Genomic DNA, 24,513 nt, shown 5'->3' on the forward strand with positions numbered 1-24,513 from the left:
CAAACCAAACACTAAAAACTTGACACAAACTTGATAAACTTTCAAAGGCTTATTCCAACTTGAACCTAAGAGTAGGAACGAGCTTTTTTTGTATTATCGAAATCTAAGGCAAAAAAACATAATAGTCCAGCTTTCCTGCAGAAAACAATGGATTTTCATCCCTTTCTATCAGAAATACCATACGCACACTCAAACCACGGGTGAGGAAATTCGAAATGTCAGATTGGTATCTCAAAGCGTTACGCAAACGATTTTATCAAAAACTCGCCAGTGAACAACGGTCTATATTTTATTAAAAGATGAGCATCTGTTTACCAAGTTGAGAAAAAAATAGGTAATAAAGAATTAAAAACAGATGGAACTTGGACTAAAAATTAATCCTTAAATGAATTTCACATTCCAATAGAGGGGAAATAAAAAAATGAATCTTAAAGAAATTGAGAAATTACCCGATGTATTACCAACAGAAACATTAGCATTGATGTTTCAAAACGTATTGAATGAATTTAATACTGGTAAAATTGAGAAAAAGGATTTTTTATTAATTCTTAGCCAATTAACAGATAGACAAGTTATGACCTACGAGTTATTGGAAAGTGAAGTAAGAAATAGTATAGATATGGTTCTTTATAGGTTATGGAATACCGATTCTTATGATGATGTAGATATTATTCTTTCAATTGTTGTAAACCTCGGACTGAAAAATTGCTTTCAAAAAATTAAAGATTCAATAAATCAAGATAAGGATATAGACGAATTAATATTAAAAGAAATTATAGAAACAATTGATGAAGTTGGTGAAAATATTTCGAATCCATATCATGCTTTGGAAAGATTCAAATAAGCCATGTCAATAGCTTGTTAATAACTTCGGACAAATTTAATTTATAATATTAACAGATATGCAAACCAACAACTTAACACAAATATGATAGTCTTTTAAAGGCACAGTCCCACTTGAGATACGAGTAGGAATGTGCTTTTTTCATGCCAAAAATAAGCAGTCAATTAGCAGAATGAATCCCAATTCCTATATGAATAACACAACTTGCCATTCCTCCCTATCAGGGTTACCAACCACATCATAACCTCTGATCCATTCACACAATTGGTCGGTAAATAAATATCAACACGTTCGTTTGCTTTCCATTTAATTTCTGAAAAGACTTTAAATTATGGAGTTACTTCATTAAGTATTCCCTTCACCTCAAACCTAGACCCGCACACAAAAATGCACCTCCCTAGCATTCATCGGACAAACCAAAAAGTTTGTTCCCATGTCTACACTAGGGGGTGCTCTTCTAATCTGGGAAATCTGTTTTACCCCTTAACCGACCCTGCTGCGATCCCTTCCACAATCCGGTCACTCATGATGAGGAACACGAGCAAAATGGGCAAAATGCTGATCATCAACGTAGCCCCAATAGCTCCCCAGTCGGTCGTATATTGTCCAATAAAGTTTTGAACGCCGACGGTCAGTGTTTTGTTTTCGTCCGAACTAATAAACGTATTCACGAAAATAAACTCATTCCAGTTATAGATCATGTTAATAATAGACGTCGTTGCCATGACGGGGGTGGTCATGGGCAGCACAATCCGGAAGAACATTCGGTTGACGGAGCAACCGTCCATAACAGCCGCTTCTTCCACTTCACGGGGCAGGGCGTAATAGAATCCCAGCAAGATCATCATCGTTGTCGGCAGATTAAAAGCAACATACGACAGGATGATAGAGAGTGAAGTGTCTGTTAAATGCAGTTTGAGAAACATACTGAACAACGGAATCAAGGTGGAATGGACTGGAATCATCAGTCCGACCATAAAGAGCCCGAGAACCAGCTGGCTTCCTTTCCACCGCATACGCGTAATGGCAAACGTTACAAAGCTGGCGAGCAGCACCGTTAACGCCACGGATATGACCGTAATCCACACACTATTGAAGAAATACCGCCCGATATTGCCGCTGGTCCACACATTCATATAGTTCTCCCAATGTGGCTGGGACGGGAGTGCAAACGGCGGAAGGTTAAACACTTCCTGATTATTTTTAAGTGAGAAAAGCATCAGCCACACCAGCGGTAAAAGCTGCGTCACCGCCAAGATGATTAAAATGATATACAAAGCGGCATAACCGACCCGAGTTAACATTTTGCCGCGGGTACCGACTCCAAGCGGATAGTTGGCGGCTGCCTGGGTTTTCATATCCGTTCCTCCCTCTTCCTGTCCTTTGTTACCCTCATCTATTTGCATGACCGTATTATGAATACTGGATGGTGTCACTAGTAGCCGTAACCTTGCGGATCAGCCACGTAGCGATCAGACAGATGAGCAACAGGGCAAAGGCTGTAGCGCTACCGTATCCAAAATCAAAGCTGCGGAATGCCTGGTGGTACATGTACGAAGCCATCACTTCACTGGCTCCATTCGGCCCACCATCCGTCATGACGTAGATGAGGTCAAAATATTTGAGCGAGCCGACAATGGACAATATGATCGTAACGTTAATCACCTCGCGCAACAGGGGCAATTTGATACGAGTCGCAATCTGCCAGACACTGGCCCCGTCAATCCGGGCAGCCTCCATCAGCGTTTCGGGAATGTTTTTCAGCCCGGCATAATAGATCAGGATATAAAAGCCTGCATATTGCCAAATAATCGGAATGAACAAAGCAAACAGCACCAAGGACGGATTAGCTAACCATTCAGGCGGATTGTGGACTCCGACCGACGCCAGTATGGAATTGAACACTCCGTTCGTTGGATGATACATTTTGAGCCACAGCTGTGCGATCGCTACAGATGACAACAGCATGGGAATCAGATAAATTTTCCGCAGCAGATTCGCTCCCTTGATTTTTCCTGACAAAATCATCGCAATGACCAGATAACCGATCAGACTGATGCCTGAAAACAAGGCCAGCAGCAGCGAATGCCAGGCACTTTGCCAGAATGCACTGTCTGTGAGCAAATGTTGATAATTGTCCAGCCCCACAAAAGTCATAGAACCGATTCCATTCCACTGATTCAGGCCGTAATAGCCGGTCAGTACGATGGGTACATATATTACGGCTAATAACAGCAGCAGAGAAGGCAATACATAGAGAGCAATGACAAGCTTATTGGACATGACCTTTTCCACGGTTGGACCTCCTTAGGTGGTCAATTTCAATTTCCTTTCTCGATGGCAGCCTTATGCTGGTCGGCAAATTGTTGCGGTGTCACCGCTTTACCAAACAACGCCTGAATCATATTCAAATGTACCTGTGCTGCATTCGGCTTCATCTGTACATCGGCGAACAACGTAATACTGCTGGCTTGATTCAGTCCGTTCAGCAAATCGACATACAGCTTGGGCAATTTTTCTTTGGAGGTGTCCACTTTCGTCGCCGGAATAACGCCCGCCTGTGTGACCGATTGTTCTCCCCATTTAACTACAAAGTATTCAACGAACGCTTTGGCCTCTTCTTTCACCTTGGAATTCTCAGAAACAAACAAACCTACTCCCGGACCTCCTACCCAACTGTTCTCGTTGCCCTTGCCGCCTGCAACCATCGGGAATTTAAAGAAGCCAATTTGATCTTTAAATGCTTGCGGGATTGCGGGATTGGTCGTAAAATTCGGCAATTCCCAAGTAGCCATCAAATACATAGCTGCCTTGTTGTTCATAAATTCGGATTTTCCCTCATCATTGGACAAGCCGTTAAATCCTTTGTTAAATGCATTCATATCCACAAGCGTCTGAACTTCGGAGGCCGCCTGAATTAAACCAGGGTCATCGAACGATCCTGAGCCGTCAATCGCTTTTTTCAGCGTTTCGTTACCTGCTATACGGTCCGCCAAATACATATACCAGAGCGAGCCGGTCCAGCGGTCTTTATTGCCCAATGCAATCGGTGCTACTCCATGATCCGTAAGTGTTTTCACAACCTGCTTAAATTCGTCAAATGTCGCAGGTACCTTCAAATTGTATTTTTGGAATATGGCTTTGTTGTAATAAATGGGTGTAATATTTAATTCAATCGGAAGCGCATACGTTTTGCCATTCAGCGCATAAGCTTCGGTCGTTCCCGGTACGAATTTGTCCTTCAGCTTGGAACCTTGCAGCAGGTCATCCATCGGCGTAAATAATCCACCTTTAACGTAAGGCTCCATAAAGCCTGCTGCCCAGGTGATGCCGATATCCGGCAATTCATTGGAAGCTGACAGCACTTTGAGTTTGTTTTTATATTGTTCATTTTCCAGCACTTCCTGCTGAATGACGACATTCGGATGATCCTTTTGGTATTGATCTATAATCTGAGTCACAAGCTTGCTCTGCTGTGCCGAACTTCCCTCGGGCCACAGGTGCATCATTTTGAGTGTAACCTTTCCCCCGTCTCCACTGGAACCGCCTTGACCATCTTTACCAACACCGCAACCGGATAACACCAGCATGAATGACAGCAGCAGGGTCAACCCAGCAAACCATTTTTGATGTGAGCGCTTACGTAAACCATACTCGTTGGACATCGTTAGACCTCCGTTTGTTGTATTTATATTTTTTTGTAACCGTTATCATTTGTAAGTTTAGCACTCTATTCCTGCTTTCAACAGGGTACGCTCATTGGGTATAATTCCACTTTTATTGGGTTTGATCTGCCTACTGTCAGTCGATATTCTCCGGCCCTGTACGCATCTGCTGCCTGTAGCGGCTGGGACTTATCCCCTCGGTCGCTTTGAATACTTTAATAAAATATTTATCTGTTCGGTAGCCTGATCGTTCGCCGATTTGGGCAATCGTCAATTGGGTATGCAGCAGTAGCTCCTTGGCCCGTTGCATCCGCAGCCGATGCAGATATTCGCTGAAGGACAAACCACTTTGCTCCTTGAATAAAACACTAAAATAGCTCGCATTCAGGTGTGAATGCGCGGCAGTCTGCGCCATCGTAATGGATTCGTGAAGATGCTCCGCCATAAAGGTGAAGGCACGTCGTACCGGATCACTAAGGGTAGCCGCCTGGAGATCAAGCTCTAGCAGAACAGGGTCAGCCAGCTTGTCCAGCTTCTCGTATCGCTGCCGCTCCTCTTCCAGCCGAAGCGCTTCATTGACCGCATTCAGCAGCTCTTGTTTATCAATCGGTTTGAGCAAATAATTGACGGCTCCCAGACGAAGAGCCTGCTGGACATAATCAAACTCCGCATAGCCTGAGATGACAATGGTCGCTGGTCGTCGTGAATCCCGTTCCAGAGAGCGGATTAAATCCAGCCCACTGAATTCCGGCAACCGGACATCCGTAATCAACAGATGAACCGTCTCTGCACGCAGTATATTTAGTGCTTCCAAACCATTACCGAATGTCACAATCCGGTATTTCCCGGCTGCCCATTGCTCCAGTGTCTGGTGTATCCCCTGACGTGTTCGCTGTTCATCGTCTACAATGACAATGGTTTTGGATGAAACACTCATTGCTACCGCCCTCCATATTCATCAGGAATTTCAAAAGCGACCACCGTTCCTTCCTGCTCAGCACTATGTATCAGCACACCGTCCGTTGGATAAGATGCGCTGTCATAATAGAGAGCGAGCCTGCGCTGCACATTAACCAGTCCCATACCGGTTCCCTTGCTCTCGCAGGCTGCTCCCCCCATCAACGCTGTACGCACAGCTGCAAGTTCCTCCAGTGTCATTCCAGGTCCGTTATCTATGACCGCGATCTTGGTCCACCCCTGTCTGGTCGAAGGAGTGACACTGATTTCAACGCGACCGTTGCCGATGCGATTTTCCACACCATGCAAAATGGCATTCTCTAGAATAGGCTGGATCAGCAGTTTAGGAAGCGGAATTCTGGCTGCCTCTGAAGGCATATGAATTTGCCAGCTCAGACGTTCACCCAGACGCATCTCCATCAGTTCCAGATAACGACGGATTTGCGCCATTTCTTCCCCGAGGGTCACCCAAGAGTCATGGTGAGCCGGTTCGATAACATAACGAAACAGCCGCGACATAGACACCATCAGCCCGGCAAGCTCCTCCTCTCCCTTCTCCTGTAGCGACCAGTTGAAAGCATCCAGCGTATTAAAAAGGAAATGCGGATTGATCTGCGCCTGCAGAGCTTTAAGCTCAGTCTGGCTTTGTAAAACCTCCTTTTCGTAAATGACATGGATCAATTCATTGATATCGACAATCATCGTATTGTACTCTGCGTTCAATTCTCGCAGCTCGACCGCTGCTGCCGGTTCTGGATTCAGAGCCAACGCCCCTTCCCGTGAACGACGCATCGCCTGAATCAAGTGACCTATCGGTCTTGTAATCAACGTAGACAACATAAAGGACATAAACAGGAAAAGCACGGCACCAAGAGACGCGGAAATGATAAGTGTAGTCCGTAAAACCGTAATTCCGTCTGTGACGACGCTAACCGGAATCAGGATCAGCAGCGACCAGCCCGTCCGCTCCGACTGCTGAACCGCCTTCACATATTCCCGCTCCCCAATATGAACCGTCTGTGTCTTGCTGTGCAGTACACCTGACAAATCCGTCTGGTTCATTGGTTCACCCGACAGCAGCTGGCCTTGACGATCTACAAGCAGCATGGTTTCATCCGCTTCTTCATTGACTGCTGACGCACCATTCAGTCCAAAATAACTTCGCTCCATACGGGTAATCAGGTACCCTCCGCGTGAGAACCAGCGATCCACCAAGCTGACCTGCCGAATTGCTAGCAGTGACCTGGGGTCCTCGGGATCAATGCCGATCCAGACCAGTCTTCCTTTCATCTGATTCGCCTCACGGATGTCTGCCTGTCCAATACGTTCCTCCAGACTGCCCTCTCTAATCGGAAACAACATCTTCCCTTCAGCAGTATACAGTTCCAGTGAGCCGACACTCGGCATATATGCCTGATAGCTATGCATCACTTGCAGTAGGGATTGACGCTGTCCAAAATTCACCTTGCCCCCGTTGCGCTCCTCCAGCAAAATATGCTGAACAGACGGGTGATTAGCGACCTGCTCCGTCAAACTGTCCATCTGGCCGATTAATGCATCCAGCCTACCGCTTGCTTGTACCGCAGTTTGACCAATATGTCGCTCGGCACTGTCTTTTAACAGGTGAGACACATTGAGATAAATGAACGCCCCCGCTACACTCATCATAATAAGCATCACCAGTATAAATCCGATAAAAATCTGATTACGTAATGTGTTTAATGGTTGGTACCTTAAACGCATATGCCATCTCCCCCTGAGCCATCGCAGAAAAGTAGATAATGAGAACGCTTTCTATTTTCTATTCTAGCGCATCATTCTCCTTTGTTGGCATATTTTCAGCAGAGATTATATCAAAATGGACAGCAATCTCTGGAATCATTATGTTCGACAATAACACGTAATAACGATACTTATTAAAAAAAATGACTCCCGACACATGCAGGAGCCATCTACTGACCAGTTAAACCGAAGCTTCTTTAAAATCACCCAAACTAAGGTACCGTCCAGGCTCCGAAGCTTGTATATAAAATAGGTATCCTATTGGAGGGCAGCCAAAATGCGGTCGCACAGCTCCATCGTTTTCACGTTGTCTCGTCCACTTGAATCAGGCGTCCGTCCTTCTTGGCAGCAGTTCATGAAATGAGCAATTTCACCGACAAAACCGCGCAAGTACAAATCACGGTACCCGCCCGACATCGCGGAAGCTGATGGTGTCAGAACCGTATCATTTTCCGCAAGGGATTTCCAAGGAAGCTCTGTATGACTCTCCGACTTGTGAATGATCAGTGTATTCACCTCATCCGCGTTCGCAAAACCGTGATCAAAAGTTACCGTAATCCCTTCACTCTCGCGTGTCCATGCTGTCATACCTGCGAAGTATAGACTGCCCACTACACCATTTTCAAATTTCAAGGCAATCGTATGGGAAATACACTCACCGTTATCGTTCGCAAATCCGGTAACCTGTACCACTTCCCCGAACAAATAACGTACCAGGTCGACCATATGAACCGCCGCCAGCTTCATGAAGTCTTCGCCAGTTTTACAAAACTGGGTACTGTCCACGAGAAATTTTGCCTGAAATGAGCGTGCGGCTCCAAGCGAGCCACCCTCAATCCATTCTTTTAACTTTATGTATACAGGTGCGTAGCGCTTCATGAAACCGACCATCAGCACGACGCCTGCTGCTTCTGCCGCATCTGCAATTTGGGCCGCTTCCTCGGCATTCCAACCCAGTGGCTTGTCTACAAAGACATGTTTTCCAGCCTTAATGCAGTCTAGTACGAGCGAAGGATGATCTGCCGCTTGTGCTATCACGACAACTCCATCACAGTCTTCCTGCTCCAGCATAGCCTTGTAATTGTCATAAGGTGTGCCACTACTTCCAAACCGCTGAAGTGCTTTCTTCGATCTGCTTAAATCTCTAGTCGCAATCGCCTGAATTTCAGCACCTGCCCCAATAACAGCAGGATATATATTCGTTGAAGCGTGAAAGCCAGCCCCGATAAAACACAGCTTCGCCTTGCTCATGTTAGTCCCTCCCATGTACACACTAAAATAATCCGATCCCATCGTACCCTATTGCCGAAGTATATATACAAAAAAACCTTAACAAAGATAATCCCTTATCCTTGTTAAGGCTCTGTCTGTATCACCTGCAACCATCCTTAAAATACATATAATTACAGGGTTCAGAAATTACCTTGTGGATAATGAAGCCCATTTTTGCTCCAGCCACTGGTCAAATTCAGCGCCCTTGTCGCCTTCATAGATGTCATAAATATCGACTCTCATCTTGTGCAGCTTCTCGCGAAAATCGTTGTAGGTATGGTCGGCTGGCAAGCTTTTTTTAATCCGCACCAGAATCTTCGTCAGGCCCTTAACAAGCTCACCCTCTTTGCGCACAGGCGGCTGTACATTCTCGCCCCATTCCTGAAGTCTGCGGTAAGCGGCTTCCTGAACGGCATATACCGTATCATGATTCAAACGATGTGTCAGCAAGTCAATCGTCTGCTGGTTCTTCCATGCACCCAGATCATTTACCGCAGCTAGGCGTGTTTTCCAATCGGAGGTTCGGTTTGCAGCTACTTTAAGCTGCTCATATACTTCTGCAAATTCCTGCTGAGTTTCGTTGTTTTCCAAAATTGTCTCATCCTTTTCTAAAAATCACTATATTACTGTTCATCACGATTGCCGTTTGTTAAATATAACATACTTGCCGGTCTTCTTCTAAAAAAGATAAAAATGAAATGATCGGACGTTACAGGAAATCTGCACGTGCTGGTGTAAATGCATCTAGCAGAATGCCGCCATCCTCCAGTGGGATACAGCCATGAAGAGTATCGGATGGAAAATGGATGCTGTCTCCTTCTTTGACGGTCTGCACTTCCTTGGTTTCGCCATCATCAATCATGAACTTAAAACTTCCCTTCACTACATAGGTGACTTGTTCATGGACATGCTTATGCAACAGGATTTCCCCTATTTGTGCTTTAGCAAACATCACTTTGACATACATAAGCTGGTCGCTGTGGGCTAGCACTTTCCGGGTGGTATTACTGTCAACGATATCAATTTGAATATCTTGGTCATTAAAAAACATGGATCATTCCTCCTCTTTTTAAGCACAATTGATTTAGATGAGTTATTTTGAAAAAATTCATAAATCGGTTTAGTTTAAAACCAGCGAAAAATAAGCCAAAGTACTCCAGAAAGGGTGGTAAAGTCGGGATCGGCGAACGTCACCCCTTCGGCACCCAAAAAAGAAAAGAGCGGCAAAGTGAGAGCTGGCAGTAGACAGAGTAAGAATCCATTAAGACAACTGGAAATAACAGCTCCTCTGAAACCACCGCTGGAATTGCCGAATATCGCGGCTGCACCACCAGCGAGGAAACAGGCCATGATTCCTGGCACAATGACAGGCAATCCGACAAACGGGAAAAGAAAGACGCAGGCAACGCCTGTGAAGAAGCTGACCAAGAAACCTACCAACGCGGAATTGGGTGATTTATCGAACAGTACTAGAACATCCACACCAGGGATGGCTCCAGGGGCGAACACTTGGGAGAAGCCTTTGAAAGCGGGTACAATTTCAGTTGTGAACAGCTTAACACCTGCTTTTGCGATATACAAGCCGGCTGCGAAAATAGCTGACTGTTCGAGGATGAAGACGATGTATTCTTTGCCATCCGATAATTTGCTGACATAGTCAGAACCAGCAACCAGTCCAGATACCAGTAAAAGCACAAGCATCGTCAAGGTCGTTGCAACATTGGGGTCGCGCAAAAAACTGATGCGGTCATTAATTTTTACATTTTCGGTGTCATTTTCACGGTTGCCGAACACTTTCCCTAAATAGGTGCCCAGAATGTAAGAGGTCATGGAAGCATGAGCAATCGTATAATCATCCGATTTAATAATGTTTTTGCTGGCATTTCGGAGTAGGTAAGGAAACACCGCCATATAGCTCCCAATGACCAATGAACCGACGATGATCGTAGTCAGCGAACTGAGACCTAGACCTTTCATAACGGCTGTAGCGGCAAAGCTCATAAACAAAATCAAGTGAAGAGACAAATAAATGTACTTGAACTTGGTCAGACGTGCAAGCACGATGTTAAGGATCATGGAAAAGAGCAGAATGAGCGCAGCATCCGCCCCGATCTGATCAATGGTCAGTGCCATAATGGCTTCATTGCTGGGTACGACACCTTTAAGGTTGAACGCATAAGAAAAAATTTGGCTGAAGTTAGTGAGAACGCCTCCTAAAATGCCGCCGCCGACCTTGATCATGGTGAAGCCCATGAAAGAAAGGGTAGTTCCCGTAATGATTTCTGATACTTTCTTCCTCTGGAATATAAGGCCGAGTAATGTCACAATCGCGATAATGATGGATGGCTCCCTGATAATGCTCATAAACATTTCCATAGTGATCTCCGACTTTCTTTTATTTATTTTCCATTCTTACTAAATCGATTTAGTAATACTCGAAAAAAATTTCCCTTCCGGGAATGTAAAAAGAAGAAGAATCATTTTTTTGTGAATTAAATCACAAATTACTCCATGCATTATTCGTTTGAGCTCTATTCCTCCCCTCTCTTCAATCACCATCATCACTAAATTCAGGACAACCATAAATGAAAGGGTATTCATGACTCGAATCATAAGATCATTATAGCTCTTTATTTTCTTTTTACAATAGAATTCATAAAAACGTTTTCAAAAAGATGAAAAGGACTTATTCAAACATTCAGTTCAGCTTTAGGACCGATTCTCTGTGGTTGATGACCGGATTCATACGGATGATTTCTGACAGCTCCTCATGATCCTGTTCTTTTTGATCAATTTTCTCCAGCAGTAGCCTGGCACTTCTTTTCCCCATTTCAAAACTCGGCTGGGAAACGGTTGTGATCGGCGGATTATAAAAAGACGCAAAGGATACATCATCTATGCCAATCAAGGAAAAGTCATTAGGTATGGTCAGATGATTATTTTTTGCATAAATCAGCACCTGCTCCAAAATCATGTCATTCGTAGCAATAATTGCAGTGGGCGGATTCTCCATGTGAAATAGTTGTCCAATCAGATTAGGCATTTCATCCAACCTGCCGCTTTTGATATAGTTTTCATTCACGGGTATGTCATGTTTACCCAGCGTATTTCGGTAACCTGACAGTCGCTCACTTCGTGTGGTGATCGCTTTTTTGCCTAAGGGGAACGTGATAATCCCAATGTTGTTATGACCATGCTCAATGAGTGCTTCAACCGCAAGCTCGCTGGCCTTTTCATTATTCAGTAGCACCGTATCTACGCTGAGTTCATCGATTTTTCGGTCCACAAACACGAAGGGATAGCCATTCTTGGCAAGGGAAACATATAATTTCTTGTTCTCTTCCGTCGGGAAAATGATAAGTCCATCCACTTGCCGAGCAATCATCGACTGGACATACTTTTTCTCTTTGAGCGAATCATCATCGGTATTGCAGACAATGACCTGGACATTTTCCAGTTGGCATTCATCTTCAATGGCACGCACGACTTCTGTTGTAAATCTCGATAAAATGGTTGAAGAAATAACCCCCACAATGAAGGTCTTCTTCTGCTTGAGACTACGTGCCACCTCATTGGGTATATAACTGAGATCCTCAATCGCTTGCTCGATCTTCTTCTTGGTGTTTTCACTCATATAGTTGTATCTCTTTTGCAGAAACTGCGAAACTGTACTCTTCGACACCCCGGCACGTTCTGCCACTTCCTTCATCGTTGCTACCATAATTACCCTCCTTTCTTTTTTGCATGTCATGCGTGCTAATTTTCAAATATATATTCTGCAACCTGTATGTAAAGTGAATTTCACTTTATTATATACCTTCTTTTACAGCAGGAAAATATAATAAATAAAGAGTTAGAGCGTGCCTCTACCTCATATACAAGCGCGGCCAAAAATACGGGGTGGAAACTCCTTCACGAATCTTTTACAAGAGGAACTTTCCTACTTAGCTTGATAATCCGTTGTTATAAATCTATTGATTTCGAACGAAATCTTAGAAATATACGAATTTTATGAACTTGTTTGATGGAAGATTTGAACATAAAATAAAAATGTAATCGGTTACAAATTCTTTTAAATAAAGGAGGAAGCAGAATTATGAAGAAAAAAGGATTAAAAAAAACATTTTTCGTCATTGCCTCCCTCGTAATGGGCTTCACACTGTATGGCTATACACCCGTTTCTGCAGATGCAGCCAGTGTGAAAGGATATTATCACACCCAAGGAAACAAGATTGTAGACGAATCCGGGAAAGAAGCGGCATTTAACGGCCTGAACTGGTTCGGTCTGGAAACTCCTAATTACACCTTGCATGGACTGTGGAGTCGCTCAATGGACGACATGCTGGATCAGGTGAAGAAAGAAGGCTACAATCTGATTCGTCTGCCTTACAGCAATCAGTTATTCGATTCCAGTTCCCGTCCAGACAGTATTGATTATCACAAAAACCCTGATCTAGTCGGGTTAACTCCGATTCAAATTATGGACAAGCTGATCGAAAAAGCTGGACAACGCGGTATTCAGATTATCCTTGACCGTCACCGTCCAGGCTCAGGTGGGCAATCCGAGCTGTGGTACACATCCCAGTACCCTGAGTCTCGCTGGATTAGTGACTGGAAAATGTTGGCTGACCGTTATAAAAACAACCCCACCGTCATTGGTGCGGATTTGCACAACGAGCCACACGGTCAAGCAAGCTGGGGTACAGGCAATGCCTCCACAGACTGGCGTCTGGCGGCACAACGTGCAGGGAATGCGATTCTGTCCGTGAATCCGAATTGGCTGATTCTCGTAGAAGGTGTAGACCACAATGTACAAGGCAACAATAGCCAATACTGGTGGGGTGGCAACCTGACAGGTGTAGCCAACTATCCTGTCGTTCTGGACGTACCGAACCGTGTCGTATATTCTCCACACGATTACGGCCCCGGTGTGTCTTCGCAGCCATGGTTCAACGACCCGGCCTTCCCGTCCAACCTGCCAGCGATCTGGGATCAAACCTGGGGCTACATCAGCAAACAAAACATAGCTCCGGTGCTGGTTGGTGAATTCGGCGGCCGTAATGTTGATTTGTCCTCCCCTGAGGGGAAATGGCAAAATGCGCTTGTTGACTATATTGGTGCCAACAACCTGTACTTTACGTACTGGTCCCTGAATCCGAATAGCGGCGACACAGGCGGTCTGCTGCTGGATGACTGGACTACCTGGAATCGTCCGAAGCAAGATATGCTGGGTCGAATTATGAAGCCTGTTGTTTCCGTAGCCCAGCAAGCGGAAGCAGCAGCCGAATAGGCACAGGCCTTCAACTTCACTTAATTAAAAAAGCCGATTTTCCTCCTTCAGGCCAGATTATGCTGGGCTATGAAGATGTGGAGAAACGGCTTTTTTGTTCTTCCAGTTTTACACATTGTAAATTCCCCATTGAATGGGTCATTTTGTAAACTAAATCTCTCTTTCAACCGATAAATACATATGTTGGATTTTAATTTAGAAAGGAAGTATTCATGTGATTATTTGGAAGGGTTTTGGTATTTTAAATATTATTATTCCAGGGATTTTATTTGTTATTGTCGGTAGTTTAGTATCCGCTCTAGGGCTTGACTCCATAGATTCCCGGCTGCCAATGGCCTTTGTGTTCATTGTGTCGGGAGTTATTATCTGGTATTTGGGGAAAGCACTCAACTCCGACTCGGACAAAGTGCTAGTTGATATGGAAACGGGACAACGCTATCGAATGGGAACCCAGCACAGTCTGTTTTTTATCCCTATGCATTATTGGGGCCCTGCCGGTCTAGCGATCGGATTTATTTTAATCGTTGCATCGATATTTATTTAACGTTGATTGCAAACATAAGCTATTCCGAACACCGCAATGCGAGCTAGTTGCTCCCATTGCGGTCTTTTTCCTTCTCGCAGGTCGATTATGCTCAGATACCGCTATGGTTTACCTGTAGGCCAATGGGTTTGGGTCAGGGGAACACCTAGCTCATGTTTCGACCTAGCTGCTCCACCTTGCTCAGCCAATCGTTGCGCTGCTGATCCGATAACTTATTCATAAGATCAATGGTCGTAGAACGCACTGGTTTGACACCACATAGATGCAGCGTGGAATCCTTCATCATCCGATGCCCAGGCTGTCCCTGGAAAAATCGGTAGTACCAGTGCGGACCGTCCATCGTTGTAATGAGGCGAGCTGTTCTTCCTTTTAGAAGCTTGTCAGGCAAGGATTTTCCTTTTTGATACTTAAACGCAAACCCCGGCATAATGGTACGGTCAATGAAGCCTTTCATTAATGCAGGCAAGCTGCCCCACCAGATTGGAAAGACAAAAACAAGATGTTCTGCCCATTTAATCGACTCCTGTGCTTGGATCAAATCAGGTTCCAGCGGCAATTTATTACGATATCCACCTAATAGATTTGGGTTAAAATCCAACGCGGATAACTGCAACAAACGAACCTCTGCTCCTGCAGCCTTCGCTCCTTTTACATAGGATTGAGCCAACGCTTCTCCATAACTGCCAGCGACTGGATTCCCTTGAATCACCAATATTTTTTTAGACATATAAGCCACTTCCTATCTTCACATTATGATTTTAGTTAGAAAACACTAACTTTATATTTAAAAAGAAAAGGCCACTACTGACCTTTACTTAATAAAGCAGTTAAACGTTGTTTGACCTCTGCTGCAAATGGAACCAGCTGCTGTGGAAGTTCACCTTCCAGGCTGGATACGGACAAGCGTGTAATAGCTCCAATGATGAGCACACCGGATAGCTGAGCATCCTGCTTCGGCAGTTCACCTTGTTGAATCCCCTGTTCGATGAATTCAGTCAACGCCTCCAGCGGCTGACGCACATTCTGGCTCTGGCTTGCTTCAACATACAGCTCATGATGCTGTGATAGTAGAAGCAAACCATACTGGTCCTCATCATGCATATTCAGCACTTCATCCACCAGTTGATGGAAACGACTAACGAAGTTCCCACTCTGCTTGCGATAGAAGTCAATTAAGGTGGTGTAGCTATTGCAATACTGCCCAAATACTTCCAAGGCCATCGCATCTTTGCTCTTAAAATGCTTATAAATCGCGGCATCCGTCACACCGGCAGCCTCTCCAATTTCTTTGACTGAAATCCCGTCAATTCCTTTGGTTGCAAATAAGCACATCGCTGCCTGCAGAATATCTTTCTTTTTGCTGTCTATATGTGTTTTCTTGTTCATAAAATTATAGTAAGTGATAACTAACTAAAATGCAAATTATATTTTTATGCAGGCTCATTCTGTCTTCATACTTTCATTTGATATATATTGTATTAAACCTAAATACCATGTTTTTATAAGTGAATGATCATAAATACAATTAATGATACGTGTATCGCCACATTTTATTCATATAAAATAGATATGTAATCGAATAAAACGGGCGCTCGGGCAGGCGGGACTCATTATGCTTAAGGTGCATGCAGTCACCCAGCAGGGAAAAGACTCAGGCAGTCTTGGCATATGAGCGACGAGCACATTTCCCCGCTGCAAAAAGTCGTGCACGCCATCCATAACCAAAGCTCCAAGGCCGGTCTTCAGCTTTGGCATGTCGGACGCAAAGGCTCGTTGCCCCAAAAACAGCTGTATCTGCCTCTGGGTTGCCTCACCGCGAACAGTATCATCCACTGGCTCGCACACTAAATTGAACAATTTCCACAATAATAGGTGTGCCGAAGGAAATTGCCTCCCCTTCGTTAAGGCGAATCGTCAGCGATTCAGGTGTCAGTCTATACAATGTGCTTTCTTGTATCATTCCATTAATGTATAGATTGGCATAACTGTTGCTTCCGACATTAAACCGCTGAAAGGGCTCCTGTACACCATCTACAGAAAATTGATCCGCCATAATCGTGATTGAAGACTCAATTGTAGCAGGTGCAAAATAAAAATATCGCTCGGCTATGGGTATAATTTCAATATTTGAAATGTCAGCTGCCGGACCGGTTGGGCCTGTTATTCCTTGGGCTCCGGTTGGGCCCGCTATGCCCTGTGCTCCAGTAGGGCCGGGTGCACCTGTTGCACCTGAACTACCTTGGACGCCAGCCGGACCTGGCGCTCCCCGTGTTCCTGCTGGACCCTGTATTCCTGGTATTCCTTGGACTCCCGGTGTTCCCGCAGTTCCCGGTATGCCTTGTGCTCCTGCTAAACCTGGAATACCTTGTACCCCTGTTAACCCGGCTTCGCCTTGCTTCCCTGTCAAACCAGGAATACCCTGTGCTCCTGCCGAACCTGGAACACCCGGCTTTCCCGTCTTGCCCATTCTCCGCCTCCGCTTGGTAGGAGTATTTCTACATCTCCGTTGCATGATTAGCTTTGGATGCTTTTTGGTATGGAACCCCGTTTTTGTTCTACCTTTGAGTGAATAACTTGTTTTACACTTTTTACGTTTGTTGATCTTGCAATGTACGGTTCTTTTTCCTTGCCTTCTTAGTGATGAATCGCGTCTCCTCATACCAGTCGTATACACCTCCTTCTCACATGCTTATTTATGTATTGTATGCATATCCCCCTTTAGGGTTTTAGGCATTTGTAGGATGCCGATTCCAAGTATTCGCTTCCATCTGTATTTGTAGCAAAATAGGCCTTCTCCATTCACCCTATTATTAATAGAAAGGTTAATATGCCGTTTCCGAATAGGTTGAGAAATCATTTATTGATTAAGAGCCACCGAATGGCTCATACCAGTAAAGAAAGGAGATGAAAACTATGCCCATCATAAAACCTGTGTACACAGCAGTAGCTACTGCTCCCGTAGCAACTGGTGGTGCCATAAGCACGACTGTAACCCCAGCCGTGACTCGTTTTTTTGCAACAATTACAGCCGGGATGATCGGAGCAACAACAACAACTATTCCTGCTGCAAGCTTCGTAGATGACGCCGACGCTCCAGTAGTTGCTTTACCAACATTAACGGCTACTGATTCTGCTAATTATTATATTAATGGAGTTATTCAGCAGAGCTCCTTATTCACCCTGACCACGGCAAGTCTGGTCATTGCCTCTGTAGATATTACACCAGGTGTCCCCGCTGTCATAGAAATATCTGATTTTAGCGGCACAACCTCCACCATATCAACTCAGCCCACCATCTCTGCCCCTACCGTAACAATTATCACTTAAGACGTTTCATCCTTTTGATTCAAGATGGACTGAACGGTCATTCACACTGTACATTACCCCGTATAAGCTAGAAAAGACCGATTCAGATGTCGATATCTGAATCGGTCTTTTAAGCTCAAGATGAATATACAATCGTTTTCAAATGACTGGGTACTGTATGATTAAGGCAAAATAGCAAAGGAGCGCACTGGAAATCCGGGGGAATCTTGAATGCTCGGAACGATATTATATATGACCGCGCCCGTCGGGGGCAACTTGTCCAAATTTGTCAGCATCTCAACTTGATACCGATCCTGCTCCAATATGTAATATTCCCCTACCAGCTTGCCAGCTTTGCGATAAGCTACAGAAGAATCCGTATCTAGCGTTTCATGTCCAATGGCAGCCACATTCCGTTCTTCTACCAAAAAGCGTAGCGCCTCTAGCGACCAGCCCGGACAGTGTGCATCTCCGGCGTCATCCTTGTTCGAGAAGGCATCTGAATCAGGCCAACGTTTGCTCCAATCACTGCGAAAAGCGACAAAGGACTGATCAGCAATGCGTCCATGCTCTTTCTCAAAGTCCAAAATATCCGCAACCGTAAGTTCATAGTCAGAATTGGCTGCAACGGCTGCTGAACGGTCAATGACAACGAGCGGCAAAACCAGCTCCTTCAATGAAAGCTCATGCAAGTAACGTTTGCCCTTCACAAAATGAACGGGTGCATCAATGTGAGTCCCATACTGACCTGGAAAGCAGTATTGTTTTACAAAAAAGCCATCGTCGTGGGTAAACAGGGTATCCACCTGAACATTATCGAATACTGGAAAATGAGGGATTTCAGGATAAAAAGCGTGGGACAAATCTACCCACTCTTTTTGCTTCAACAACTTCAAGATATCTGCTAAATGCTCTGCCATGATGCCCATTCCTCCTCAGCTTTATTACAAGCCATTTTACCTGAGGATTCTGCAAAAATCTATAAATCGACCTTCCAGAATGTATAGATTGAAATCGTTAACATTTTGAGAAAAAACACAAAAACAATTCCATATATTCATATATACATTTCCTATTCCGTGTGATTGTTAACGTTTTCATTATTGCATATACGTCTTGATTGGAAAAAGTAGGGGTCTATTGAATTATATAAAAAATTCGACAAAAATTTTAGTATGTAACTTTTATTATATTAACAAATACTGGAACACGAAGTATGATAGAAAATGTAGAAACCACAGGAGCACCCGGGACTCCCTTCGTTTGTCTACTCTATTCATCCAATATACGGAGGTATTTTATGAAAAAGAGATTTTCACTCGGAATTGCAGCAGCTCTGCTATTCACTACCCTGTCCCCTCTTGGTTCACCTGCTCATGCAGCCAGCGATATTGGTAAAGAAACGCTTGGTAACAAAAACGGTTGGGCAGCCTTTTCTACAGGCACAACAGGCGGAGCTGCAGCCTCTTCTTCTAATATTTTCACCGTAACGAATCGCAAGCAATTAGTCGATGCTTTGGGCAAAAACAGCAATAGTACGCCTAAAATCATTTATGTCAAAGGCACGATCAACGCCAACGTCGATGACAATAACAAGCCGTTGGGATTGAACGATTACAAGGACTCTAAATATGATTTTGACGCCTACCTCAAAGCTTATGACCCATCCACTTGGGGTAAAAAGGCTCCGTCCGGCACATTGGAAAAGGCACGTGAGGCTTCACAAAAAAATCAGGCCAGTCGTGTCGTCATTGAGATTCCTTCTAATACAACGATTGTCGGTCAGGGTAGCAATGCCGTCATTAACGGCGCGAACCTTCAACTAAAAAAAGGGACAGATAATGTCATTATCCGTAATATTGAGTTCCAGGATGCCTACGATTATTTTCCTCAATGGGACCCAACGGACGGCAGCACAGGCAATTGGAATTCGGAATATGACAGCATTACAATTAACGGCGCCACACATGTATGGGTAGACCACAATACCTTCAATGATGGATCTCACCCAGATAGCCAAAACGGCTCCTTTTACGGTCAAGAATACCAGCATCATGATGGGCTTCTCGATGTGATTAACCAGGGCGATCTGGTTACGGTTTCTTACAATCATTTTTACGATCATGATAAATCATCGATTATTGGCAACAGCGACAGCAAAACAGCAGATGAAGGAGCTTTACGTGTAACCTTGCATCACAATTATTATGAAAACACGGTCCAACGCACACCACGCGTACGGTATGGACAAGTCCATCTGTACAACAATTACTATACAGGTGATGTAAATCGCTCTGAGTATCCTTCACTGTATATATGGGGTGCAGGTAAATCGTCCAAAATCTTCGCCGAAAACAATGTCATCGACGTTGCGGGATTATCCGCTACCAAAATTGTGACTGTCTTTGGTGGAACTGCCCTGTCAGATACGGGCACAATCCTGAATGGACAAGCTGTTAATGCAGGCTCCAGCGCGGGTCTTAGCTCCTCTGTAGGCTGGAAACCATCGCTGAACGATAAAATTTCCCCATCCGCCAGTGTGAAGGCAGAAGTCACTTCCCAAGCTGGCTCTGGTAAGCTGTAAACACTGCCCGTTAACACAAATAACCGCAGACGCATACAACCTGCGATTTTACACCAAAAAAGGCTGCTTCCTCCGTAGAATGATTCCACACGGAGAGAACAGCCCTTTTTTTTATTTTTCATTTTTTTAATTACAAATTATAGCGCACATTAACTACCGTATTGTTCTACCAAAACCGGCTTTTCAAATGCGTTATCCAGCTTGCGAAGCTTAGCCTTTACCGCATCTGGTGGCTCAACCGCTGGCGCATCTGGATGCAGCAACCATGATTTCACAAAATGCGTATCGGATAATTGAAAGAGTGGAGGCTCTTTCTCAAAGTCAATTTTCATAGCATAAGAACTGCGAGCTGCAAAAGCATCCCCTACAGGTGGGTGAAGCAGATCCGGAGGTGTTCCCGGAATAGCTGCCAGCTTCTGACCATGGCTGTCCAAACTTGGCATAGAGGCGAGAAGGCCCCATGTATATGGATGTTTCGGGTTGTAGAAAATTTCATTAACCGTACCTGTTTCCACGATTTGTCCTGCGTACATAACAGCAACGCGATCAGCCATCTTCGCTACAACACCGAGGTCATGAGTAATAAAGATGATGGAAGTATCAATCTTTTTCTGAAGATCTTTCATCAGTTCCAAAATTTGAGCTTGAATCGTTACGTCCAACGCAGTCGTCGGCTCATCGGCAATCAGAAGTTTCGGATTAGCAGCCAATGCCATCGCAATGACGACACGTTGACGCATACCGCCACTAAATTCATGCGGATATTGGTTAAAACGCTGTTCAGGATGTGGAATACCTACTAGATTCAGCAACTCAATACCCCGCTTGCGAGCAGCATCCTTGGATATTTTTTCATGCTTGAAAAGCACTTCCGTGATCTGCTTGCCCACTTTCATCGTCGGGTTAAGCGAAGTCATTGGGTCCTGAGAAATCAGGCCAATTTCCTTACCACGAATTTTTTGCATCTGCTTTTCCGTTTTATTAATCAGCTCTTGTCCGTCAAACATAATTTGACCCTTTTGATAAATGCCCGGAGGGGTCGGAATCAACTTCATAACAGCTTGTGAGGTTACGCTTTTACCTGAGCCGGATTCGCCCACAATCGCCAGCGTCTCTCCTTTATTGACATGAAAGTTTACGCCACGAATGGCCTGCACTAGTCCCTGGCGGGTCTTGAAAGATATCGTTAAGTCCTTCACTTCCAAAAGGCGGTTCATCTCATCACTCTTTCATTTATTATTCATCACTATTATTGACCACTATCTAAAAAAACGACGTCCATGAGTCAAGGTATATACGATTAATTTTACTCAGTTTAGTACCTACCAGTCAAGCTATATCTCAAATATCACCGAAAAACTTCCATTCGATGTTAGATAAATGAAATGTTTCTCCGAAAAAACGATCATTTTTAACCATTTTTGTACTCATTTATAACATGCGCTGGATATAGCTGAAGCGTGCTCCACCCAATGGCGAACGTGTGCAGAGTAGTTCTCCATTCAACCGGGTAGCAATTTGACGACAAATAGCTAATCCAAGACCTGTGACACCATTCGAGCCCGCATAGAATCTTCCGAACACCTCGGTTGCCTCTTGTTCGGTCAGCCCTTCCCCATCATCATCCACATGTATAACCCATACAACCTCCGGTGTTGTCCCTGTCTCCAAATGAATGACAACCTCCGTAGAGGTATGCCGAACTGCATTTTGCAGCAAATTCAATATCATGCGGAACAATTGCTCGGCCGGAACGGCCACATGCAGACCCTCTCCCTCCACTCGGAGCGAGATAGAACGTTCAGCAGCCACCGGCATCAATAGATGAACAGCATCCTCCGCCATGCTTCTAAGATCAACCAGAGAGACAGGCCATTCTTCATTCAGCGCCTCCAGCCTCGATAGCTGCAGCAGCTTTTCCACCATGTCAATTAACCGCTGGGACTGCACTTTGATGATACTCAGTCCCTCGTCCTGGGATACCACTTGATCCTGAATGGCATATACATAGCCTTGAATCGACATTAACGGTGTCCTTAGCTCGTGAGATACATTTTGTAGAAATTCAATTTGACCGTGATGGTGCTGCTGAATACGGGCGGACATGGAATGAAAGGTGCCGATCAGCTCGCCAATCTCACTTTTATCCGCCTGCGGAAAATCACTATCCTGCGGCTGATTCGGCTCATAGTTGCCAACCGCCTCCTTCAATCGTTTGAGCGGACGCACCAGACGTGAGACCACCATCAGACCAATGACGAGAATCACTAAAAAACCCGCGATGATAGACAGTAATGTGGTTCTCATTAACGGTACATACAGGGCTCTCAAAGAAGATAAGGGTGAGTATACAAAAATACGAAAAGGTTGTCCGGACAATTCCTCATTCGTAAACAGTACCTTTTTACCTTGAAGCACAGCCACCCCTTCATGTGTAGCGGTCAGATCCTGGGCAGACGGATGAACCGATGCAAAAAATCCCTGGCGGATCAAAAGCAAATGTTCGATCTTTTTGCCTTCCATTCCAGAGACGCTTGAGTCGATGATGTGGTTATCCGTGCTTAAAATAAAGTAATCGGTAGATAAAAGCACGCCCTTGATAACATAGTTAAATTCAGCATTATCCAGTCGATCAAAGCCTCCATCACTCATAATATGGACGGCTTTGCGTGCCTGCTCATGAAGTTTGGATTTGGCTTGATTCACTAGAATGTCGTCGATAAGCCTAACGAATAAAACCACCGTAATACAGACGGTAATAAGCATGGCGATGGACAGGGAAAGCAGTATTTTAGCTCTCATCGTACGCATGATTACAACTCCTGAACCGTTGCTTTATATCCGAAACCCCATACGGTGTTAATGACGAGCGTAGAGTGATATTCAGCTAACTTTTTACGAATCCGTTTGACCAGATCATCCACGACTCTCACATCACCTATAAAATCATAGCTCCACACCTGCTGAATCAGATGTTCCCTGCCAAAAGGTCTTTCCAGATGATTCGCAAGAAACAGCAACAGATCGAATTCACGTGAGGTTAAATTCAGCTCTTGTCCGTCCACTGTGACTTTACGAAAGTCAGCAAAAATATACAGATTGCCCGCATGGCATAGATCTGCGTTTTCTGCCGCTTGCCTATCGTCCGATGCAGACATTCCGGCCTTGCTCAGTCTCAGCATTGCTTTGACCCTTCCTACCAACTCCCTTGGATTAAAGGGCTTGGTCAAAAAATCGCTGCAGCCCAGCTCCAGCCCGTGAATACGGTCGTTCTCTTCTCCACGGGCAGAGATCATAATGATCGGCATTTCCGTAAACTCACGAAGCTGAGTCAGTAGAGAAAGCCCATCAATGCCAGGCATCATAATATCAAGAACGAGACAATCCGGACGGTTCGTACGGATATGCTCTACCAGTGTTTTACCGCTGGAAAAGGAAGTCACCTCGTAGGATTCTTTTTTCAAATATTCAGATATTAATTGCAGAATGAACACATCGTCATCCACTACTACTATTTTTGTCATGGCCTTAACCCCTTGCCGTTGTTCTGGATGCTTCCATCCTCTCTTTAAGCTTAACAGAAGCCTAGCAGAATAGACAAAAGACGGGTATACCGTTCCCGGTCCCGTCTTTCTTATCATGAATCGCTGCTGTATATGCCAGGCGAGCTGAGTGCTAACTACGCATCAAACTTATTTCTTGGTTGTTACTACTTTGGCTGCTGCTTTTGGAGCTGTTTTTGCTGGGACTGCTTTTTTAACTGGAGTTTTGTGGGTCACTTTTTTAGCTACGACATGATGTGTACGAGTTTTATGAGCTGTTGCTTTGTGTTTAACAACATTATGTTTTTTGGCATGATGTTTAACTGTGCGGTGCTTCACTTTCACTGCTTTTGTTTTGTGGCTTGCCACTTTTTTCGCAACGGATTTTTTGGCAGGGGCTTTCTTTGCTTTGGTTGTTGTTTTATGAGCTGTTACAGCTTTTTTAACCGGTATTTTTACCACAGGTGTTTTCGTCACAGGTGCTTTTGCCGGTGTTTTGGTAGCTGGTGTCATAACCGCAGGAGCTTTGGTTACTGGTGCAGTGCTCGCTGGAGTCGTTGTTGCTGTAGCGGCGAATGCGCTGCTTGCTCCTCCCAGTACACTTACTACGGTCAATACGGCTGCTGCATTTTTAGTCCATTTTTTCATGATTGAATCACCTCTCCTTTAAAGTATCTTTAGCTTATCAGGAGAATTCGGCATAATTGTGGAGCAAATGTGTGAAAAG

The 24,513-nt window shown here is 44.6% G+C and carries 24 protein-coding genes; 6 read left to right on the forward strand and 18 right to left on the reverse strand.

The window, feature by feature from the left end:
• The first annotated feature begins 421 nt into the window (after window positions 1–421).
• On the forward strand, window positions 422–844 hold the full coding sequence (locus G9G53_RS18740; protein ID WP_165149566.1) for a hypothetical protein: 423 nt from the start codon (window positions 422–424) through the stop codon (window positions 842–844).
• Window positions 845–1,320: 476 nt separating this feature from the next.
• Here the strand turns inward: G9G53_RS18740 and G9G53_RS18745 are convergent, their stop codons facing one another.
• From G9G53_RS18745 to G9G53_RS18790, 10 genes are all read right to left on the reverse strand, one after another.
• On the reverse strand, window positions 1,321–2,202 hold the full coding sequence (locus G9G53_RS18745) for a carbohydrate ABC transporter permease (protein ID WP_069012544.1): 882 nt from the start codon (window positions 2,200–2,202) through the stop codon (window positions 1,321–1,323).
• 55 nt (window positions 2,203–2,257) lie between these two features.
• The gene (locus G9G53_RS18750) at window positions 2,258–3,139 is read right to left on the reverse strand and encodes a carbohydrate ABC transporter permease (RefSeq protein ID WP_165149568.1); all 882 of its coding nucleotides are present in this window, start codon (window positions 3,137–3,139) and stop codon (window positions 2,258–2,260) included.
• 26 nt (window positions 3,140–3,165) lie between these two features.
• Window positions 3,166–4,509 carry an extracellular solute-binding protein gene (locus G9G53_RS18755; protein WP_165149579.1) on the reverse strand — a complete coding sequence of 448 codons (1,344 nt, stop codon included), beginning with the start codon at window positions 4,507–4,509 and terminating at the stop codon, window positions 3,166–3,168.
• Between the two features lie 136 nt (window positions 4,510–4,645).
• Window positions 4,646–5,446 (reverse strand): response regulator transcription factor, encoded by an 801-nt coding sequence (locus G9G53_RS18760; protein WP_165149581.1) that lies wholly within the window; start codon window positions 5,444–5,446, stop codon window positions 4,646–4,648.
• Between the two features lie 2 nt (window positions 5,447–5,448).
• On the reverse strand, window positions 5,449–7,209 hold the full coding sequence (locus G9G53_RS18765; protein ID WP_165149583.1) for a cache domain-containing sensor histidine kinase: 1,761 nt from the start codon (window positions 7,207–7,209) through the stop codon (window positions 5,449–5,451).
• A gap of 297 nt (window positions 7,210–7,506) precedes the next feature.
• On the reverse strand, window positions 7,507–8,499 hold the full coding sequence (locus G9G53_RS18770) for a Gfo/Idh/MocA family protein (RefSeq protein WP_165149585.1): 993 nt from the start codon (window positions 8,497–8,499) through the stop codon (window positions 7,507–7,509).
• A gap of 168 nt (window positions 8,500–8,667) precedes the next feature.
• On the reverse strand, window positions 8,668–9,111 hold the full coding sequence (locus tag G9G53_RS18775) for a HEAT repeat domain-containing protein (RefSeq protein WP_029515623.1): 444 nt from the start codon (window positions 9,109–9,111) through the stop codon (window positions 8,668–8,670).
• Window positions 9,112–9,229: 118 nt separating this feature from the next.
• Window positions 9,230–9,571 carry a cupin domain-containing protein gene (locus tag G9G53_RS18780; RefSeq protein WP_165149587.1) on the reverse strand — a complete coding sequence of 114 codons (342 nt, stop codon included), beginning with the start codon at window positions 9,569–9,571 and terminating at the stop codon, window positions 9,230–9,232.
• Window positions 9,572–9,645: 74 nt separating this feature from the next.
• The gene (locus tag G9G53_RS18785; RefSeq protein WP_238437885.1) at window positions 9,646–10,890 is read right to left on the reverse strand and encodes a PTS ascorbate transporter subunit IIC; all 1,245 of its coding nucleotides are present in this window, start codon (window positions 10,888–10,890) and stop codon (window positions 9,646–9,648) included.
• A gap of 328 nt (window positions 10,891–11,218) precedes the next feature.
• The gene (locus G9G53_RS18790; RefSeq protein ID WP_165149589.1) at window positions 11,219–12,241 is read right to left on the reverse strand and encodes a substrate-binding domain-containing protein; all 1,023 of its coding nucleotides are present in this window, start codon (window positions 12,239–12,241) and stop codon (window positions 11,219–11,221) included.
• 375 nt (window positions 12,242–12,616) lie between these two features.
• Between G9G53_RS18790 and G9G53_RS18795 the strand changes: the two genes are divergently transcribed.
• Together G9G53_RS18795 and G9G53_RS18800 are read left to right on the forward strand one after the other, a co-directional pair.
• Window positions 12,617–13,810, forward strand: a complete 1,194-nt coding sequence (locus G9G53_RS18795; protein WP_165149591.1) for a glycoside hydrolase family 5 protein — start codon at window positions 12,617–12,619, stop codon at window positions 13,808–13,810.
• Between the two features lie 214 nt (window positions 13,811–14,024).
• Window positions 14,025–14,354, forward strand: coding sequence for a hypothetical protein (locus tag G9G53_RS18800; RefSeq protein WP_029515629.1), 330 nt, complete (start codon window positions 14,025–14,027; stop codon window positions 14,352–14,354).
• Window positions 14,355–14,499: 145 nt separating this feature from the next.
• On the opposite strand, the gene G9G53_RS18805 is transcribed toward G9G53_RS18800, so the two are convergent.
• Together G9G53_RS18805 and G9G53_RS18810 are read right to left on the reverse strand one after the other, a co-directional pair.
• Entirely contained in the window at window positions 14,500–15,081 is a 582-nt protein-coding gene (locus tag G9G53_RS18805; protein ID WP_165149593.1) for an NAD(P)H-dependent oxidoreductase, read from the reverse strand.
• A gap of 74 nt (window positions 15,082–15,155) precedes the next feature.
• Window positions 15,156–15,740: a TetR/AcrR family transcriptional regulator gene (locus G9G53_RS18810; protein ID WP_165149595.1), complete on the reverse strand. Its 585-nt coding sequence runs from the start codon at window positions 15,738–15,740 to the stop codon at window positions 15,156–15,158.
• Between the two features lie 282 nt (window positions 15,741–16,022).
• Between G9G53_RS18810 and G9G53_RS26550 the strand changes: the two genes are divergently transcribed.
• On the forward strand, window positions 16,023–16,202 hold the full coding sequence (locus G9G53_RS26550) for an oxidoreductase (protein ID WP_238437886.1): 180 nt from the start codon (window positions 16,023–16,025) through the stop codon (window positions 16,200–16,202).
• Here the strand turns inward: G9G53_RS26550 and G9G53_RS26750 are convergent.
• Complete coding sequence (locus G9G53_RS26750; protein ID WP_165149597.1) at window positions 16,180–16,821, reverse strand: DUF4183 domain-containing protein; 642 nt, start codon at window positions 16,819–16,821, stop codon at window positions 16,180–16,182. The genes G9G53_RS26550 and G9G53_RS26750 overlap by 23 nt on opposite strands.
• Window positions 16,822–17,267: 446 nt before the next feature.
• On the opposite strand from G9G53_RS26750, the gene G9G53_RS18825 reads away from it, so the two are divergent.
• Window positions 17,268–17,681, forward strand: a complete 414-nt coding sequence (locus G9G53_RS18825; RefSeq protein ID WP_013311418.1) for a DUF4183 domain-containing protein — start codon at window positions 17,268–17,270, stop codon at window positions 17,679–17,681.
• Between the two features lie 161 nt (window positions 17,682–17,842).
• On the opposite strand, the gene G9G53_RS18830 is transcribed toward G9G53_RS18825, so the two are convergent.
• Entirely contained in the window at window positions 17,843–18,580 is a 738-nt protein-coding gene (locus tag G9G53_RS18830; RefSeq protein WP_029515633.1) for a cyclase family protein, read from the reverse strand.
• A gap of 380 nt (window positions 18,581–18,960) precedes the next feature.
• Between G9G53_RS18830 and G9G53_RS18835 the strand changes: the two genes are divergently transcribed.
• Window positions 18,961–20,244, forward strand: a complete 1,284-nt coding sequence (locus tag G9G53_RS18835; protein ID WP_165149599.1) for a pectate lyase family protein — start codon at window positions 18,961–18,963, stop codon at window positions 20,242–20,244.
• 149 nt (window positions 20,245–20,393) lie between these two features.
• Here G9G53_RS18835 and G9G53_RS18840 read toward each other — a convergent pair whose 3' ends face one another.
• The 4 genes from G9G53_RS18840 to G9G53_RS18855 form a co-directional block, all read right to left on the reverse strand.
• Window positions 20,394–21,461 carry an ABC transporter ATP-binding protein gene (locus tag G9G53_RS18840; RefSeq protein WP_029515635.1) on the reverse strand — a complete coding sequence of 356 codons (1,068 nt, stop codon included), beginning with the start codon at window positions 21,459–21,461 and terminating at the stop codon, window positions 20,394–20,396.
• Window positions 21,462–21,675: 214 nt separating this feature from the next.
• Window positions 21,676–23,055, reverse strand: a complete 1,380-nt coding sequence (locus G9G53_RS18845; RefSeq protein ID WP_165149601.1) for a HAMP domain-containing sensor histidine kinase — start codon at window positions 23,053–23,055, stop codon at window positions 21,676–21,678.
• A gap of 2 nt (window positions 23,056–23,057) precedes the next feature.
• Window positions 23,058–23,768 carry a response regulator transcription factor gene (locus tag G9G53_RS18850; protein ID WP_029515637.1) on the reverse strand — a complete coding sequence of 237 codons (711 nt, stop codon included), beginning with the start codon at window positions 23,766–23,768 and terminating at the stop codon, window positions 23,058–23,060.
• 168 nt (window positions 23,769–23,936) lie between these two features.
• Window positions 23,937–24,434 (reverse strand): hypothetical protein, encoded by a 498-nt coding sequence (locus G9G53_RS18855; RefSeq protein ID WP_165149603.1) that lies wholly within the window; start codon window positions 24,432–24,434, stop codon window positions 23,937–23,939.
• Window positions 24,435–24,513: the final 79 nt, after the last annotated feature.

Source organism: Paenibacillus sp. EKM206P (genome assembly GCF_011066155.1).
Lineage (GTDB): Bacteria > Bacillota > Bacilli > Paenibacillales > Paenibacillaceae > Paenibacillus > Paenibacillus polymyxa_D.